The sequence below is a fragment of the Allobosea sp. P4_E12 genome, assembly GCF_056401655.1.
Map to the genome: position 1 here is coordinate 20,742 of NZ_JBFUIY010000013.1, position 15,308 is coordinate 36,049.

Consider the following 15,308-nt stretch of genomic DNA (forward strand, 5'->3'; position numbering starts at 1 on the left):
GCGCTAGCCTCCGATCCGCCCGACACGGCCGAGCAGGCCGTTCGGCATGACGATCATGATGACGATCATCATCGCGAGCGCGATCACGTCCTTGTAGCCGGAGGGAAAGCCGACGACGGCGAGGGATTCGAGCAGCCCAAGCGTGACGCCGCCCAGCACCGCTCCGAGCGGGTTGCTCAGTCCTCCAAGGATGGCGGCTGCGAAGCCCTTGAGGGTCAGGGCGATGCCCATGTGGTAGTTCACCGCAACCAGGGGAGCGACAAGGATGCCCGCGATCGCGCCGACGGTGCCGCCGAGCAGGAAGGTCAGAGAGCGCATCCGGCGAACATTGATGCCGTTCGTGGCGGCGCCGTCGGGATCCATGGACGCCGCCATCATCGACAGCCCGAGCAGCGTCCTGCCGTAGAAGAGGCGCAGACCGACGACCACGATGATCGCCGTACCGATCAGCCAGAGAGCCTGGATCTGCAGGAAGGCATCGAGGATCTCGATGACGCCTTCTTCGCCCCAGCTCGGCAGGAGATAGGAGTTGCGGCCTGCGAGATAGAGCACTGCGGCAGACAGCGTGACCGCCAGGCCGATGGTGAGCAGCAAGAAGCTTTCCTCGCCCGCGCGCTGGCGCATCATCGGCTGCACGAACAGGCGATCAATGATGACACCGACGGCCGCACCGGAGATGACGCCCAGAAGGATCGACAAGCCATAGGGCAGGCCGACGGGCTCCAGTGCGAAGACGGTGACCATCGCGCCGATCACGGCGAATTCGCCCTGCATCGCGTTGATGATCTGGGTGCCCTTGAAGATCACGGCGAGGCCTATGCCGATCAGCGCATAGACGAAGCCGTTGGTGATCCCGGACAGGATCGCCTGCATGACGAGACTGGCTGACATGATGAGAGGTCCGGTAGGGAAGGCAGGCGCTCGGCACCTGCTCCTCCACGGTCACTTGGCGGCGGAGTAGTCGAGGCGCGTGAACTTGCCCTTGACCAGCTTCGAGTAGTTGAAGCTGGCGAGCGTCAGCCCGCCCATATCCGGGGCAGAAAAGTCGAATTTCGCCATGACGCCCTGGTAGGGACGGCGCATTGCGCTGCAGAGGGCTTCGTTCGTGGCATCGGGCCCGGCTGTCTTGAGCGCCTGCGCCAGCGACATCACGGCATCCCAGCCCGCGGCCTCGAAATGCTTCGGCAGCCGGCCGTGTTCCTTCTGGAACAGGTCCACGAACTCGCGCTGATGTGGCAGCGGGTCTTCGGCGATCAGGAACTCGGCGTGGATGATGTTGTCGGCCGCATCGCCCATGGCCTTGACGTAGTCATAGGTCGCGGTGCCGTGGACGGAGATGATCGGCGCCGTGAGCCTCACCTGCCGCGCATTGCGGAAGGGCATCGGAGACGTTGATATGACGATGACGGCATCCGGCGCGCTCGCCCTCACCTTGGCGGCCTGCGTCGTCAGATCGGTGGCAGCGATCTCGAATTTCTCGACCTGGGACCAGGTGACGCCGAACTCTCCGGCGAGGTCCTTCATGCTGTTCCAGACGACCTGACCGTAGCCGGAATCATGCAGGACGCCGACCTTGCTCGCCTTCATGTCGCGGACATAGGAGAGCAGCGCACGTGCGTTCAACTCCTGTGACGGCGTGATGTGGAACACGCAGGTCCGGTCGCGTTCGACGGCAGGTCCCAGCCCTGAAAAGGCGATCTGGGTCAGCTTCAGCGGCGCCGTGATGCCGCCGACTGCGACGGTCTGGGCGATGCCGGAGGTGCCGATCAGCGCCTTGATCTTGTGAGAGTGCACCAGCGCGTTGACCTTGCTGACGGCGACATCCGGGCTCGACGCGTCGTCCTCGATCAGAATCTCGATCGGCTGACCGTTCACGCCGCCGCGTGCGTTCAAGGTCTTCTGAGCAAGCAGAATGCCTTCCCGCTCAGGGAGGCCGACACCGGCAATGGCGCCCGTGGCTGAGATCACGGCGCCGATCCTGATCGGCGCTCCGCTGGCGGCCGTCTGGGCAAGAGCAGGCATTGGGGACAGCGACAACAGCGCGGTCGGCGCGAGTGCGATGAGCGAACGATAGGCTTGCAGAGCCATGGCTGATTTCTCCCTCCGGATTGGGCGCTGGCCGCGCTCCTTGATTGAGGGGGAGGCTACGAGATTTTCATGTCATGTCAAATATTTTCGAAAATAAAAGATATCATGCGATATTCCGGGGCTTATGTTACAACCCGCGGCACGATGTCGATGTCCAGGATGTGGAGGCAATCTTGAATCTGGTCCGCCCAACCCAGCGCGAGCTCGCTCGTCAGGCGAATGAAGAGCCGAAGGGGCGTACGCGGATGTCGGGCATCTACGAGTTGCTGCGGCGCGACATTCTGGAGTGCCGACTGAAGCCGGGCATGCGCCTCCGTTTCGAGGAGTTGCGGACGCTCTATGAGATCGGCCTCAGCCCGTTGCGCGAAGCTCTTATGAAGCTGGCATCCGATGGGCTGGTGGTTCTGGAGGAGCACAAGGGCTTCCGTGTCGCTCCGGTCTCGCGGTCCGATCTTCTCGATATCACCTACATGCGCAAGGAATTCGATGCCATGGGGGTGAGATTGTCGATCGAGAAGGGGGATGATGCCTGGGAAGCCAACATTCTCGCCTCCCTGCATGAGCTTAGCAAAAAGCCCAAGCTCGGACCGGACGGGCTTGTCGATGCGGAATGGGAGAGGCGCCACCGGGCCTTTCACCTGACCTTGGTCTCGGCCTGCGGCTCCCCGTGGCTGCTTCATTTTCGCGAGCAATTATACGACCAGGCCGATCGCTATCGGCGCTTGTCGGTGCAGTACTTGCGTGAGCCTCGCGACCATCTCGCCGAGCATCGAGAGATTGCGGACGCAGCGCTCGCCCGCGATTCGGATGCCGCTGTTTTCCTCGTTCGTCGCCACCTGGATCGGACCGTGCAGATCCTTCTCGCGGCAGACGGGGTGCTGTCGGTCGACCTGTAGACATTATCGACAGATAGAAAGATATTCGAAAATCTGTTGACGCCCGGATTTTGGCTGCTACCGTCTCGACATCCAATCAAGGAGATGGCGATGCGGTACGTGAGTTATGTCTCGGGTCAGCAGGCGGGTTTGGCCGTCCGTGATGGCGCTGAGCTTTTCGATCTCGGTTCCGTCGATCTCGGCAAGGTCCTTGCGGATGGACCCGGTGCCGTTGCCGCGCTGGCCCGCGCGCCGCGGGGCAAGCGACTGGACCAGGCCACCCTTCGCTTTCTCCCGCCGGTTGCCCGACCGCCCAAGATCGTTTGCGTCGGGTTGAACTATGTCGATCACGCGGCCGAGAGCCCCTACAAGGACGTCCCGAGCTATCCGGCCGTCTTCCCGCGCTTTGCGTCGAGCCTTATCGGCCATGGCGAAGCCATCGTCCGCCCAGCGGTATCGGCCCAGCTTGATTTCGAGGGCGAGCTCGTGGCCGTGATCGGGCGAGGCGGCCGGCATATCTCGCGTGAAGCGGCGCTCGACCACGTCGCGGGTTATTCGATCTTCAACGACGGCTCGATCAGGGACTACCAGTTCAAGTCACCGCAATGGACGGTCGGCAAGAACTTCGACGATACCGGCGCGTTTGGCCCCGAATTCGTCACGGCCGACGAGTTGCCGCCGGGCGGCAAGGGCTTGAAGATCGAGACGCGCCTCAATGGCGTGGTGGTCCAGTCCGCGAATACCAGCGATCTGGTTTTCCCGCTTGCCGACCTGATCTTCTATCTCAGCGAGGCGATCACGCTGGAGCCTGGCGACCTGATCATTACCGGAACGCCGGCTGGGGTCGGATTTGCCCGCAAGCCGCCGCTCTTCATGAAGGATGGCGACATTTGCGAGGTCGAGATCGAAGGGCTCGGCGTGCTCCGGAATCCGGTGCGCGACGAGGTCGCTGTGGCGAGCGCAGCCTAGCCGCGCCGCCGCGTCGCACTGAACCCAAGCAAGAACAAGAATAGCCCAAAAGAAATGGACTGAACGAGGGAGTTTACGCTCATGACGCCGCTGGTTACCCGCCAGAGCTACATGGCCTTGAATGTCGAGGATCTGGATGCATGCGTAAGGGATGCAGAAAGCGTCCTTGGGTTGCGCATCGTCGACTACCATGACGGGCGCGCCGTGTTGACGGCGACAGGCCGTCGCGCGGAGTTGATGTTGCATCAGGCTTCCGGCAACGCAGCGCGGACGGTGGGCCTCGAGGCACTGGATGGCGATGCCGTCGAGGCCGCGGCCTCGCGCGCCTCAGCGGTTGGACTTGCGGTCTTGTCCCGCGAGCCGTCGCTGCCATGCATCGAGCGCTCGGTCACCTTCACGACCAGCGATGGCCATGTCTTCGAAGTTCATACTCCGATGCCGGCGGACCAGCCACGGCGCTACGCCGGGGCCGGGATTCACCCGCGCGGCATTTGTCACGTCAATCTGACGTCTCCCGATCCCTGGCGGATCTACGGTGAATTGCACGAGACCCTTGGTCTCAAGATTTCGGAGCGCACCTCGGGATGTGAACTGGTCTGGCTTCGCGCTGCCGACGGACGGCATCACACGGTCGGGATCGTCAAGGGGGCTCGACCGGGCATCCATCATTACGCCTGGGAATTTGCCCAGTTCACCGATTTCATGCGGCTCGGCGACGTGCTCGACGCATTGGACCGCGTTGTAGTCTGGGGGCCCGGGCGTCACGGCGCGGGCGACAATCTCTTCGCCTATTATCTCGATCCGGCAGGTTTCATGGTGGAGTGTTCGTCGGAGATGGAAGTCATCGCGAACGATACCGGGTATGAGCCGAAGGTTGCCGATATCGATGCGGACCTGACCAATATCAAGGTCGTGAACCGTTGGGGCGCGCCGCCGCCGCGCCCATGGATCCAGCACCACACCGATTTCGCTGTCTTCGACGGGCACGGTTCCGCGCGCGGCTGAATCGTCCGGCGCTACTGCGGAGGTCAAGTCCGCAGCAGCGGCTCTCGGGAACATCCTGAGATGGGAGAGAGATGTGCTGCTTTCCGGAAAAGTCATCGTCGTCACCGGAGCGGAATCCGGCATCGGCCGGGCCATAGCAGAGGCCTGTGCAGAGCAGGGGGCGAGCCTCATCGTAGCGGGGCTCGACAAGAGCAAACTCGCGGACGTGGCGGCAGCGCTTGGGAGCGCGGGGCGTGATGCTCTGGCTGTCGCAACCGATATCAGAGAGGCGGTGGCCGTCAGCCGATTGTTTTCTGCGGCGGTCGAGCGCTTCGGGCGCATCGATGCTGCCGTGGCGAATGCCGGCATCATCGGCGCGCGAAAACCGGCTGCGGAACTCACGCTGGAGGACTGGCAGCAGGTTCTCGACGTCAATCTCACCGGAACCTTCCTGACGGTTCTGGAGGCCGCACGCGTGATGGTGAGGCAAGGCGGGGGCGGGTCCATCATTGCGACCGGATCGTCGACCGCCCTGCGGCCGGTGTCTGGCCTCTTGCCCTATGTTGCGAGCAAGGGCGGCGTTCACGCGCTGATGCAAGGCCTCGCGCTGGAACTGGCGCCGCACCGGATCCGGGTCAACACGCTCGTCCCGGGCACGACGGCGACGGATGCCACGCGTGCCATGCCCGGCTATCTCGATCAGGTGGCGAAGAGCCTGCCGATGGGCGAGGTCGTCGATGTGCAGGAACTCGGGCGCTATGTCGCCTTTGCCCTGAGCGATCAGCTTCCACATCTGACCGGAGCGCATCTCAAGATCGATGCCGGCCGGACGATCTGAAGGCCCGGACTCTGAGAATCCAAGTCTCTGAAGATCCAGACCGGCATTGCCCGAAACCATTCGAGGATACGTTCATGACCGACCCGACGATCCGCGCAATCGAGCAACTGGAGAAGCGGCGCTATGACGCCATGCTGCAGGCGGATCTCACCGTGCTTGGTGACATGCTCTCCGACAGCCTCGCCTATACGCATTCCAACGCAGCGCGCGACGACAAGGAAAGCTACCTGCAGAAGGTCGGCGCGAAGTTCTTCGACTATCACGCGATTTCCAACGAGGATCAGGAGATCAAGGTCTTTGGGGATGTCGCATTGGTGACCGGCGTCATGAAGGCGGAGGTCACGGTCAACGGCACCGCGAAATCTCTGAACAATCGCTACCTTGCCGTATGGCTCCGAGAAGCTGGAGAATGGCGCTTCGTGGCCTATGCACCGACGCCGGTTTCGTAGCTGGCGCTGGCCGTGTGGCTGAAACGGTGCCGAAGCCCTTTCGCTAAGGGGTGATGGTTCGCTATCATCGAACAATGGCTTGGCGTTTCGACGATGTGCTGACCTTCCTCAAGGTGGTGGAAGCCGGGGGAATTACGGCTGCGGCGAGTGAGCTGAAGCTGTCGAAATCCGTGGTCAGCAAACGCATCAGCGATCTCGAAGAGGCGCTCGGCGTCGCGCTCCTCCACCGCTCGACCCGCAGCGTCACGCCGACCGAACAGGGTTCCTTGTTCCACGACCATATGCGCGACGCGCTGCGCAGCATCGATGAAGCCGTGGAGGTGGTGACCGACCGTACGGGCCCGCTGAAGGGGCGCTTGCGGGTGACGGCACCGATGAGCTTTGCGACATTGCATCTTGGTCCGATGCTGGCTGATTTCGCGCGGCTCCACCCTGGCGTCGAATTCGCGATCGACCTTGACGATCGCATGCTGGATCTGGTTGCGGGCGGTTATGACCTCGCGATCCGCATCGGGCGGTTGCCGGATTCCTCACTTATCGCGCGAAAGCTGTGCCAGAGCCGGCGCATCGTCTGCTGCAGCCCCGCATATGCCCGGGAGACGGCGCTGCCGAGGTCCATCGACGAGATCTCGGCTCATAACTGCATCGACTACGCCAATGCCCATGCCAGCCGGCTCTGGCAGTTCCTCCCCATCGCTCCGGACATGCGCCCGCGCACAGTGGTGACACGCAGCCATCTCGTCAACAATAATGGCGAGGTCATGCGCGATCTGGCGATTGCTGGCCTCGGCCTTGCGGTCCTGCCCCTGTTCATTGCGGCCGATGCTGTTCGCGCGGGGCGGCTGATCCATGTCCTGCCCGATGACGAGCCGCTGCCGGATACGATCTACGCAGTCTATCCGCCGACGCGCCATCTGTCGCACCGCGTCCGGACACTTGTGGACTACCTGAGCAAGCGGCTGGCGAACGGTGTGCCCTGGACGATCCCAAGCGATCAGGGCTCGGCCAGCTGACGCCCTTAGATCATCGGACCGGATATCGTATCCGGTTCGATGATCTAACCCTTTGTGTTTGCATCGGCTTTCCCGAAGACCGCAATCCACTTTTCGGGCCGATGCTTTAGAATTCCCGGCCGAGCCAGCGATCGAGTGACAGCCGGCCACCGCCATGCACCGACATCAGGGCGAAGGTCCCGAGCCAGACCACGGTCAGGTGATAGCCGGTGCCGCGCGGGATCATGACCATCACGAGGATCACCACGAGCTGGATGAACAGCATGAAAGCGAGCGGTCTGGTGAGAAGGCCGATCGCGATGGCGAGACCTCCGAGCAATTCCAGACCGCTGGTGAAATATGCGAGCGGCACGGCCGGCTCCAGACCGAGCCGTTGAAACAGTTCGATGTCGCGGGTCATGCCGTCACCGAACAGCTTGGTCCAGCCGAATGTCGCCATGATCAGCCCGGACGTGGCGCGCATTGCCGCATAGGCCAGAGGTTCCAGAGCGGCGTAGAGGGGCGCCAATTTCGGGATGATAGCGCGCTGCTTATCCAGGTTTTCAGCCATGACGGGGATCCAGATTGCGGAACGTGGGTGATCGATCGGTCGAGTGGGGCGACGCATCGGCGATGCGGCGCAGCGGCCTGTTGCGTTCGGGGCGAGGAAGAGCGGAAGCGGCGCCGGGACGCGTCTTCGCCGGCCGTGTGAGCTGGAACGCAGCAAACGCGGCTAAGGCATCGTCCCGAGCTCTTCACGCGATGCGGTTCAGGAAGCAGGCGATCTCGGTGCGTTCAACATTGGCGGCGCCATGGTCCTGGAAGTGCCGGATATGGTCCCCTTCGTTGTGATGCTTGTCCCGGGCTTCGGTGCTCGCCCAGTGTTCAACGAAGACGAAGCGGCGCGGATCATTCTGGTCGACGAAGAGATCGTACCGCAGACTGCCTTCTTCCCGGCGTGAGGGCTCGACGACATTGGTCAGGTCGCGGCGTAGGTCCGCCTCCTTGCCGTCCTTCGCGTAGAGAGAAACAACGATGAAGAGCTCGCCCATTCTGCCGATCCTCCACGGTGGGCAGGTCAAATCAGAGAAGCGCCCTGCGGCTCCCGCCGGCGGGCCGTTGCCCTGATCGATCCCAGGTTCTCATCCGGATCGATGCAGCACGCTCCCGACGACAGGAGCCGGAACCTGCGTCATTCGAGCCCGAGTGAGACACTCCAGCCTGGATCACGTCACGGCGCCGGCGGCTTTGTCCCGACTTACTCGGTCCGATCGTAGGAGAACTGGATGCCGGCCGTGCCGCCGGTCTCGATGAACAGGTTGATGAAGGCTGGAACGGTCTCCTTGCGGGCCCAATCGCGCTGCAATTCGCAGAAGAGCTGCGGCACGCTGATCATCTTGCCGCCCGCCTGCTCGATCCGCCGCAAGCCCGCCTCATGCGCCGCAACCGAAGTGCCGCCGACAGCATCGGCGATGACATAGACCTCGTAGCCGGAGACGAGTGCGTCGATCGCCGGGAAGGTCAGGCAGGCCTCGGTCCAGAGCGCCGTCATGATCAGTTTCTTGCGCCCGGTCGCTTCGATCGCCTGGCGGAATTCGACATCCTCCCAGGAATTGATTGTGGTGCGATCGATGGTTGGAATGCCCTTCAGGGCCTTCTGGACCTGCGGGATCGGCGGCTTGTTGAGGCCGGTCTTCACATTCACCGTCGAGTGGACGATCGGCAGCCCATAAGCGACGGCCGCCTTCGCGGCACCGACGATGTTGTTGATCATCAACTGTCGGTCCATCGAGGCGATCGAGTTCACCTGAACCGGCTGATAGTCGATGATGATGAAGGCCGAATTCTGCGGCGTCAGCAGGTGATCCTTGCGCGGGTCGCGAATGGCTTCGCTTGTCATGACGTCATCCTCGCTGTTGCTTTGGCACGCTGACCGGTGCCTTGACGGTGGCGCAGCCGCGCCGGGCGCCCGCGACATCGTCGCCTCAGGGTCCGAACGGGCAGGTCAGCCTAGCACCGCGATTCAGCCCCGGAAGCGTACCGCTCCCGAACTCTGTGTTCTTTCTGGTCGAACAATGGTGCTGTGCATGACCTCGCCATCCCCCACGGTGAGGCTCATAATCGCTGCCCGGAAACTCAGGGCCGATGATACAGCGGCGATCGATCCCGATTCCGCTTGGTCCGTGCGCAAGGGAGACGCCGATGAGCTGGCTACCGACGGAAGACCCCATCACGGGCGATCGAAAATCCTGCGATGCACTCGAACTTGTCGTCGTTCCGCGCGTGCGCGACCTCGGCGGCTTCAATGTCCGGCGTGCGCTGCCACATGGAAGGCGCCAGATGGTCGGCCCTTTCATCTTCTTCGATCATTTCGGGCCGGTGCAGTTCATCGCCGGTCATGGCATGGATGTCAGGCCTCACCCTCATATCGGCCTCGCAACAGTGTCCTACCTGTTCGATGGACGCATCATGCACCGGGACAGCGAAGGCAATGTGCAGGAGATCAGCCCGGGCGCCATGAATCTGATGACGGCGGGACGGGGCATTTCCCATTCCGAGCGCACGCCTGAAACCGATCGCGACGGGACCCACACGATGCTCGGGCTGCAAAGCTGGATTGCGCTTCCTGTCGCGCAGGAGGAGATCGCTCCCTCCTTCCAACATTATGGCGCGACGGATCTGCCGACCATCCAGGACCAGGGCGTGAAGGCGCGGATCATCGCCGGTTCCGCCTTCGGCAAGGCGGCGCCCGTCAGCATGGCCTCTGAGTGGTTCTATGTCGAAGTATCGCTTGGCGCAGGCATGAGCGTTCCGCTCGACGCCGATCATGAGGAGCGTGCGATCTATGTCGTCAGCGGCGAGATCGATATCGCGGGCGACCTGTTCGAAGGCCCGCGCCTGTTGATCTTCAAGCCGGGCGACCGGATCACGGTCCGCGCGACCCAGCCGACGACAATGATGTTCCTGAGTGGCGCTGCGCTCGAAGGTCCCCGTTACATCTGGTGGAACTTCGTGTCATCGAGCAAGGAGCGCATCGAGCAGGCCAAGGAAGATTGGAAGCAGGGGCGTTTCGGGCATGTGCCCGATGAGAGCGAATTCATTCCTCTTCCGGAATAGCCAGGCAGTTCGCAGCGGGCGCGCGGGCGGTTCCCAGCCTGCTTTCAGCCGTCGATGATATCGTCATATTCGGGATGCCTGCTGGCCCAACCCGCCATGAAGGAGCAGCGGAGGACGATCTTTCGCCCACTGGCACGGATGAGATCGAAGGTCCCCTTCGCCAGCCTGGAGCCGATGCCCTGACCTGAAAGCTCCTGCGGTACTTCCGTGTGGGTCAGCACGACACGGTTTGCGTCGAGCCGATAATAGGCCAGGGCCAAGCCTCCATCGACCGCCAGTTCGAAGCGGTTCAGGTCCGGGCGGTCGATGACGATGCCATCCATGGCTTTCTTCCCTCCTTGTCGGTTCACGCAAGTTCGAGGCTGCTCCCTTCCCGGTCACCGGGAACGGAGCAATCCGAACAGGCTGCGGATTTGACGATGTCCGCCTCCCATTGCCAAGGCGAGGAGAAGCCCCCCGAACAGGCCGGCATTCTGGAGAAAGATCACGCTCTGGGGCAGGGGGATCGGGCCCGTATCATTCCAGGGGGCATGAGCAACCACGGTCGCCATCGCGGTAAATCCCGCGAGCAGTCCCGCACCGATCCAACTCGTCCGTGGCCAGACCAGCAGGGCTGATCCGCCCAGCTGCGTCACGATGACGGCGGCCGCCATGAGGGTCGGTAGCGGCAATCCATTATGGGCCATTTCCTGTACTGCGCCGCCAAAGTCGAACAGCTTGCTGAGACCGCTGAAGACGAAGCCTCCGGCCAGCAGCATGCGGGCGAGCAGATATCCGGAATGATGTGTCTCGACCTCGGGCGAAGCCCGGTCGCTGGACGAAGTCGGCACTCGAATAGACATGGGTGTTCTCTCCCTGGGGGATTACAAGAGCTTTCCGGGCAGCATGGTCTTGCGGAAGCCAAATGCGATCAGGATCGATGCGAGCATCAGGATGCCGAGCAGCAGGAACGCGTCGCGATAGGCCAGGACGAAGGCTTCCCGTTGCAGCGTGCGGGCGATGAGGGCGGTAGCTGCCCGCGTCGCTTCGATCTCGGGCAGGCGCGACGAGAACATCTGCGACAGCGTCTCGATCCGCTGCGTGGCCTGGATGCTTGCGGTCGTGACATGCTGGCCGAGCAGGTTCGAATGCACCTGTTCCTGAACCCGGACGAAGGTGCCAACGGCGGCCACGCCAACCGCCGAGCCGACCGTGCGCAGGATGTGAACAAGCGATGCGATCCAGGGAATTTCGCGCAGCGAGATGTCTTCGGTGATCAGGACCATGATCGGAATGGCCAGGAATGGCGCGGCGCTCGACTGCACGACAAGGGGAACGAGAACCTGGCTCGCGTTCCACTGGCTGGTCAGGCCTGCCATCATCAGGAGGCCGACGCCCTGCAGCGCGGCGCCGAAGACAAGCAGGCGGCGCGGATCGACCCTGTAGCAGAGGCTGGCGACGAGCGGCATAAGGAGCAGCTGCGGCAAGGCGGAGGCCAGGAACACGCTGCCGCTCTCGAGCGCCCTGTAGCCCTGCACCCGGGCGAAATATTGCGGCAGCACGAGAGCTGATGACATCACCGCGATGCGCGTCAGGAACATCATGAACAGGCCGAGCCCGGTGTTGCGCCGCCAGAGCAGGCGGGGATCGACCAGCGGATCGTGATGCAGGAGCGCGTGGACCAGGGCGCCGCCGAGGAGAAGCGTGGCCGAGGCCGCCAGTCCGGTAATAAGCCCCGAGGCGAACCAGTCGAGGCGGTTTCCCTGATCAAGCGCAGTGACAAGAGCCGCCAGCCCGAGTGAAAGCGCGATCAGGCTGAAACCGTCAGGCCTTCGAAAGCGCATGTACTTGATCGGATCGCGGGTCAGGCCATAGGACCCGGCGAACAGCGTCAATGTTCCCGGCAGCACGTTCAGCCAGAACAGGTACTGCCAGGTGAAGTGGTCCATCACCCAAGCTTCGATCGACACCGAGAGGCTCGGTGTGAAGGCTGAGATCAACGCATAGAAGGAGAGGCCATACAGGCGCATGGGCTGAGGCAGATGACGCATCGTCACCGCATAGGCCATCGGGATCAGGACGCCGGCACTGAGCCCGCGCAAGGCCTGGAACATCAGCAGGACAGTGAGTGACGGGCTGAACGGCGCGGCCAACGAGAAAAGCGTGAAGAGCAGGGAACCGAGGAGCACGCCGCGGGCCGGGGACAGGATCCCGCGTAGCCAGACCGCGGCTGGGATAGCGGCAACCTCCGCCGTAATGTAGGCGGTCGTGATCCAGGAGCCTTCATCGGCTCCGATCCCGAGCGCGCCCCGAATGTCGGCGAGGCCGATTTCAGTCAAGCGCGCATTCACGAGTGCGGTGAACGTGCCGAGCAAGACCGCCGCGACACCGACCAGTGCGCGCAGGCTCGGTGCGGCCGCGATTGGACGCGCAGGGGCTGCGGGATGGATTGCGGTCGCCATGATCGAGCCTCCCGAGGTTGCGGGTTCAGCGTTGAGCCTGTTCCGGCGCCAACCGGTCGGTGTGGATCGTCGTGACGACCGACATTCCGGGACGCAGCAGCCCCTCCAGTTCCGGAGTGGAGTCGAGCGCGATCCGAACTCCGATACGCTGGGCGACCTTGGTGAAATTGCCGGTTGCGTTATCCGCCGGCAGCAAGCTGAACTCCGCGCCGCTGGCGGGCGACAGACGCTCGACGCGGCCGGTCAGGGCGCGGCCAGGGAAGGCATCGATCGTCACGCTGACGGCTTGGCCTGGCCGGACCTGCGAAAGCTGGGTTTCCTTGTAATTGGCCACGACATGCACCCGTGGCAGCGGCACGATCGAGATGAGCTGCGACCCTGTGCGGACATATTGCCCTTCGCGGACCGAACTCGCGTTGGTGATGCCGTCGATCGGGGCAGAGATCCGCGTGTAGCCGAGATCGACGCGCGCAAGGTCGAGAGCCGCGCGCCGGCTTTGCAGTTCGGCTCGAGCCTGCTGATCCTGGGTTCCAAGCACCGCGAGCTGTTGCCGCTGAACTGCGATTTCAGCCCGCTTCTCCAATAGTCGCGCATCGAAGCGCTTCGTATCGGCTACGGCGAGTTCGAGCCGCTGTGCCGTCGTCCAGCCGTCGCGTGTCAACGCCTCCTGCCGACCGCGTTCCTGAACGGCACGGTCGCGATCAGCCAGGATGGCCGCGATGCCGGCTTCTGTCTGAGCGATGACATAATGCTGCAGCTCGGTCCGGCTTTCGGTATTGCGCAAGGCGGCATCGGCTGCTGCGACGCCGGCTTCTGCCTGTCTGACGCGCGCCGCGTGTTCCGTGTCTTCGATCTCGAACAGTGCGTCACCCGCCTTTACCGGCTGAAAGTCCGCGACCACGACCCGGGTGACCCGGCCCCCGGTTTGCACGCTGACCGGAACGGTGTCGGCTCGAAGATAAGCGTTGTCGGTCGTCTGGTCGGTAAGCCCCGCGATCCAGTGTCCCCATCCCAGCGGGATGACGATGGCAAGCCCGACGCCTCCCACCAGCACGGAGGTGCGGGCGAGGTTGATCAGCGCGCGGCGCGGCTTTCTCTTGTGCTGTGCCGGTTGTTCGCTTGTCTTTGCGGCGGGGCCTTCTGCCGGGCGAAGGCGGGCGACTGCAGCGCTCATGTCGATGTTCCTCACCGGCCAATCTGATCTGCCGGGTGCGGCCCGAATATGGGATCTCAGGGCTTATGATTGAAATGAAACTATGCCATTTGAAGAATGAGTGCTGCTCATATGGCTTCCCCTCGATGAGAGCGGGGCACCTCGTGAGACGAAGGGAGCTGCGGAGCGCTTCGGCTGCCGGCTGTGGTCGCAAGGCAGGCGGCCAGGCTGTCTGGCGAAGGGACGAAGATGAAACCTGCCATTCACAAGCTGCGTGCCGAGGCGGTTTCCCCTGGCGAGCTCGGTTCCGGGGGCAGCTGGCGGTCCGGTCGCGAAGGAGCGCGAGCAAGAGCTCCCCGGTTCTCAATTGGATAAAGCTCGGCCAATGAGCATCCTTCACAAGCTTGATTTGAATCTCATCCGCGTCTTCGATGCGGTCATGGAAGAGCGAGGCGCCTCCCGCGCCGCTGCTCGCCTGGGTTTGACCCAATCAGCCGTCAGTCATTCCCTGAACAAGCTGCGGCGGATCCTCGACGACGAATTGTTCGTACGCGGCCCCGGCAGAATGCACCCGACGCCGCGCGCTGAAGAGTTGGCACAGCCGATCAAGAGCGCACTTCGTCAGATCGAGGCGGCGTTTCACGGGCCTGTATTCGAACCGGGCTCATCTGAGACGCGCTTCGTCATTGCTACATCCGACTATGTCATCGGCGCCCTGATGCCGCCCGTTCTTTCAAAACTGGGACGGATCGGGCCTGGCCTGCGGTTCTGGCTGCGCCCGTTCAATGATCTCAACCTCGTGGAAGAACTCGATCGCGGAACCCTGCATCTCGTCATTGGAGCGTTCGGGCGCGTCCCGTCCCGCCTTGTCATGGAGCCTCTTTTCACAGGACCGAATGTCTGGGTCATGCGGAGAGGGCATCCTGCTGCGACCGGCACCTTTGGTGTGGAGGAACTGGCGGAATTCCCGCATCTCGACATTCTCATCGCCGGCCAAGGCGCAATGACTGCGGGCGGAACAATCGACCAGGAGGGCCTCGAACGGGCCTATGTCAGCAGCAATCCGCTCCAGCTCGAAGCGCTGATGGCGGAGCGTGGCCTGACACGCAAGGTCGGGGCGGTTGTGTCTCATATTCTCACGGTGCCCCCGATTATCGCTGCCACCGACATGATTGCGTTCGTCCCCAAGCAATTGGCGGAGCAGAATCCGGGGCTTGAATTCCGTGATCCGCCCTATCCAAGCCCGGCGCTTCAGATCTCGATGCTGTCCCACCGCACGATGGGAGCACACCCATCGGTTGCCTGGTTGCGGCAGGAATTGGTCCGGGAGCTTGCGAGCCTGTCGGGCTAGGCGTGCTCCGAACGCAATGATCCTGCGGGCCATGCGTGCGTTCGGGGCCTG

The 15,308-nt window shown here is 63.0% G+C and carries 17 protein-coding genes; 8 read left to right on the forward strand and 9 right to left on the reverse strand.

Going from position 1 to position 15,308, the window contains the following annotated elements:
* Positions 1–3: 3 nt before the first annotated feature.
* Entirely contained in the window at positions 4–891 is an 888-nt protein-coding gene (locus AC1DW9_RS17755; RefSeq protein WP_441508052.1) for a branched-chain amino acid ABC transporter permease, read from the reverse strand.
* A gap of 51 nt (positions 892–942) precedes the next feature.
* Positions 943–2,088: an ABC transporter substrate-binding protein gene (locus AC1DW9_RS17760; RefSeq protein ID WP_441508053.1), complete on the reverse strand. Its 1,146-nt coding sequence runs from the start codon at positions 2,086–2,088 to the stop codon at positions 943–945.
* A 74-nt stretch (positions 2,089–2,162) separates the two neighbouring features.
* Between AC1DW9_RS17760 and AC1DW9_RS17765 the strand changes: the two genes are divergently transcribed.
* The 6 genes from AC1DW9_RS17765 (at position 2,163) to AC1DW9_RS17790 (ending at position 7,216) form a co-directional block, all read left to right on the forward strand.
* On the forward strand, positions 2,163–2,984 hold the full coding sequence (locus AC1DW9_RS17765; RefSeq protein WP_476769016.1) for an FCD domain-containing protein: 822 nt from the start codon (positions 2,163–2,165) through the stop codon (positions 2,982–2,984).
* A 90-nt stretch (positions 2,985–3,074) separates the two neighbouring features.
* On the forward strand, positions 3,075–3,932 hold the full coding sequence (locus AC1DW9_RS17770; RefSeq protein WP_441508055.1) for a fumarylacetoacetate hydrolase family protein: 858 nt from the start codon (positions 3,075–3,077) through the stop codon (positions 3,930–3,932).
* Positions 3,933–4,013: 81 nt separating this feature from the next.
* Positions 4,014–4,937, forward strand: coding sequence for a VOC family protein (locus AC1DW9_RS17775; protein WP_441508056.1), 924 nt, complete (start codon positions 4,014–4,016; stop codon positions 4,935–4,937).
* 73 nt (positions 4,938–5,010) lie between these two features.
* Complete coding sequence (locus AC1DW9_RS17780) at positions 5,011–5,754, forward strand: SDR family NAD(P)-dependent oxidoreductase (protein WP_441508057.1); 744 nt, start codon at positions 5,011–5,013, stop codon at positions 5,752–5,754.
* A gap of 74 nt (positions 5,755–5,828) precedes the next feature.
* The gene (locus tag AC1DW9_RS17785; RefSeq protein WP_441508058.1) at positions 5,829–6,203 is read left to right on the forward strand and encodes a nuclear transport factor 2 family protein; all 375 of its coding nucleotides are present in this window, start codon (positions 5,829–5,831) and stop codon (positions 6,201–6,203) included.
* Between the two features lie 74 nt (positions 6,204–6,277).
* The gene (locus tag AC1DW9_RS17790) at positions 6,278–7,216 is read left to right on the forward strand and encodes a LysR family transcriptional regulator (RefSeq protein ID WP_476775441.1); all 939 of its coding nucleotides are present in this window, start codon (positions 6,278–6,280) and stop codon (positions 7,214–7,216) included.
* Between the two features lie 106 nt (positions 7,217–7,322).
* Here AC1DW9_RS17790 and AC1DW9_RS17795 read toward each other — a convergent pair whose 3' ends face one another.
* The 3 genes from AC1DW9_RS17795 to AC1DW9_RS17805 form a co-directional block, all read right to left on the reverse strand.
* Entirely contained in the window at positions 7,323–7,766 is a 444-nt protein-coding gene (locus tag AC1DW9_RS17795) for a DoxX family protein (RefSeq protein WP_441508060.1), read from the reverse strand.
* A gap of 184 nt (positions 7,767–7,950) precedes the next feature.
* A complete protein-coding gene (locus AC1DW9_RS17800; protein ID WP_441489960.1) occupies positions 7,951–8,247 on the reverse strand; it encodes a putative quinol monooxygenase in 297 nt (98 codons plus the stop codon).
* A 206-nt stretch (positions 8,248–8,453) separates the two neighbouring features.
* Entirely contained in the window at positions 8,454–9,095 is a 642-nt protein-coding gene (locus AC1DW9_RS17805) for a hydrolase (RefSeq protein ID WP_476775440.1), read from the reverse strand.
* Between the two features lie 302 nt (positions 9,096–9,397).
* On the opposite strand from AC1DW9_RS17805, the gene AC1DW9_RS17810 reads away from it, so the two are divergent.
* The gene (locus tag AC1DW9_RS17810) at positions 9,398–10,312 is read left to right on the forward strand and encodes a pirin family protein (protein ID WP_476775439.1); all 915 of its coding nucleotides are present in this window, start codon (positions 9,398–9,400) and stop codon (positions 10,310–10,312) included.
* Between the two features lie 44 nt (positions 10,313–10,356).
* Here the strand turns inward: AC1DW9_RS17810 and AC1DW9_RS17815 are convergent, their stop codons facing one another.
* The 4 genes from AC1DW9_RS17815 to AC1DW9_RS17830 are packed head-to-tail and all read right to left on the reverse strand — an operon-like array spanning position 10,357 to position 13,927.
* Positions 10,357–10,635, reverse strand: a complete 279-nt coding sequence (locus AC1DW9_RS17815; protein ID WP_441508063.1) for a GNAT family N-acetyltransferase — start codon at positions 10,633–10,635, stop codon at positions 10,357–10,359.
* Between the two features lie 54 nt (positions 10,636–10,689).
* The gene (locus AC1DW9_RS17820; protein ID WP_441508064.1) at positions 10,690–11,154 is read right to left on the reverse strand and encodes a DoxX family protein; all 465 of its coding nucleotides are present in this window, start codon (positions 11,152–11,154) and stop codon (positions 10,690–10,692) included.
* Between the two features lie 21 nt (positions 11,155–11,175).
* Positions 11,176–12,753, reverse strand: coding sequence for a DHA2 family efflux MFS transporter permease subunit (locus AC1DW9_RS17825; protein WP_441508065.1), 1,578 nt, complete (start codon positions 12,751–12,753; stop codon positions 11,176–11,178).
* 25 nt (positions 12,754–12,778) lie between these two features.
* Positions 12,779–13,927, reverse strand: a complete 1,149-nt coding sequence (locus tag AC1DW9_RS17830) for an HlyD family secretion protein (protein WP_441508066.1) — start codon at positions 13,925–13,927, stop codon at positions 12,779–12,781.
* Between the two features lie 364 nt (positions 13,928–14,291).
* Between AC1DW9_RS17830 and AC1DW9_RS17835 the strand changes: the two genes are divergently transcribed.
* A complete protein-coding gene (locus AC1DW9_RS17835) occupies positions 14,292–15,257 on the forward strand; it encodes a LysR family transcriptional regulator (RefSeq protein WP_476775438.1) in 966 nt (321 codons plus the stop codon).
* Positions 15,258–15,308: the final 51 nt, after the last annotated feature.

Excerpts from the sequence above, each read along its gene's own strand:
- AC1DW9_RS17755 (WP_441508052.1), bottom strand. The coding sequence starts at position 891 with ATGTCAGCCAGTCTCGTCATGCAGGCGATCCTGTCCGGGATCACCAAC.
- AC1DW9_RS17760 (WP_441508053.1), bottom strand. The coding sequence starts at position 2,088 with ATGGCTCTGCAAGCCTATCGTTCGCTCATCGCACTCGCGCCGACCGCG.
- AC1DW9_RS17765 (WP_476769016.1), top strand. The coding sequence starts at position 2,163 with ATGTCAAATATTTTCGAAAATAAAAGATATCATGCGATATTCCGGGGC.
- AC1DW9_RS17770 (WP_441508055.1), top strand. The coding sequence starts at position 3,075 with ATGCGGTACGTGAGTTATGTCTCGGGTCAGCAGGCGGGTTTGGCCGTC.
- AC1DW9_RS17775 (WP_441508056.1), top strand. The coding sequence starts at position 4,014 with ATGACGCCGCTGGTTACCCGCCAGAGCTACATGGCCTTGAATGTCGAG.
- AC1DW9_RS17785 (WP_441508058.1), top strand. The coding sequence starts at position 5,829 with ATGACCGACCCGACGATCCGCGCAATCGAGCAACTGGAGAAGCGGCGC.
- AC1DW9_RS17790 (WP_476775441.1), top strand. The coding sequence starts at position 6,278 with ATGGCTTGGCGTTTCGACGATGTGCTGACCTTCCTCAAGGTGGTGGAA.
- AC1DW9_RS17795 (WP_441508060.1), bottom strand. The coding sequence starts at position 7,766 with ATGGCTGAAAACCTGGATAAGCAGCGCGCTATCATCCCGAAATTGGCG.
- AC1DW9_RS17800 (WP_441489960.1), bottom strand. The coding sequence starts at position 8,247 with ATGGGCGAGCTCTTCATCGTTGTTTCTCTCTACGCGAAGGACGGCAAG.
- AC1DW9_RS17805 (WP_476775440.1), bottom strand. The coding sequence starts at position 9,095 with ATGACAAGCGAAGCCATTCGCGACCCGCGCAAGGATCACCTGCTGACG.
- AC1DW9_RS17810 (WP_476775439.1), top strand. The coding sequence starts at position 9,398 with ATGAGCTGGCTACCGACGGAAGACCCCATCACGGGCGATCGAAAATCC.
- AC1DW9_RS17815 (WP_441508063.1), bottom strand. The coding sequence starts at position 10,635 with ATGGATGGCATCGTCATCGACCGCCCGGACCTGAACCGCTTCGAACTG.
- AC1DW9_RS17820 (WP_441508064.1), bottom strand. The coding sequence starts at position 11,154 with ATGTCTATTCGAGTGCCGACTTCGTCCAGCGACCGGGCTTCGCCCGAG.
- AC1DW9_RS17825 (WP_441508065.1), bottom strand. The coding sequence starts at position 12,753 with ATGGCGACCGCAATCCATCCCGCAGCCCCTGCGCGTCCAATCGCGGCC.
- AC1DW9_RS17830 (WP_441508066.1), bottom strand. The coding sequence starts at position 13,927 with ATGAGCGCTGCAGTCGCCCGCCTTCGCCCGGCAGAAGGCCCCGCCGCA.
- AC1DW9_RS17835 (WP_476775438.1), top strand. The coding sequence starts at position 14,292 with ATGAGCATCCTTCACAAGCTTGATTTGAATCTCATCCGCGTCTTCGAT.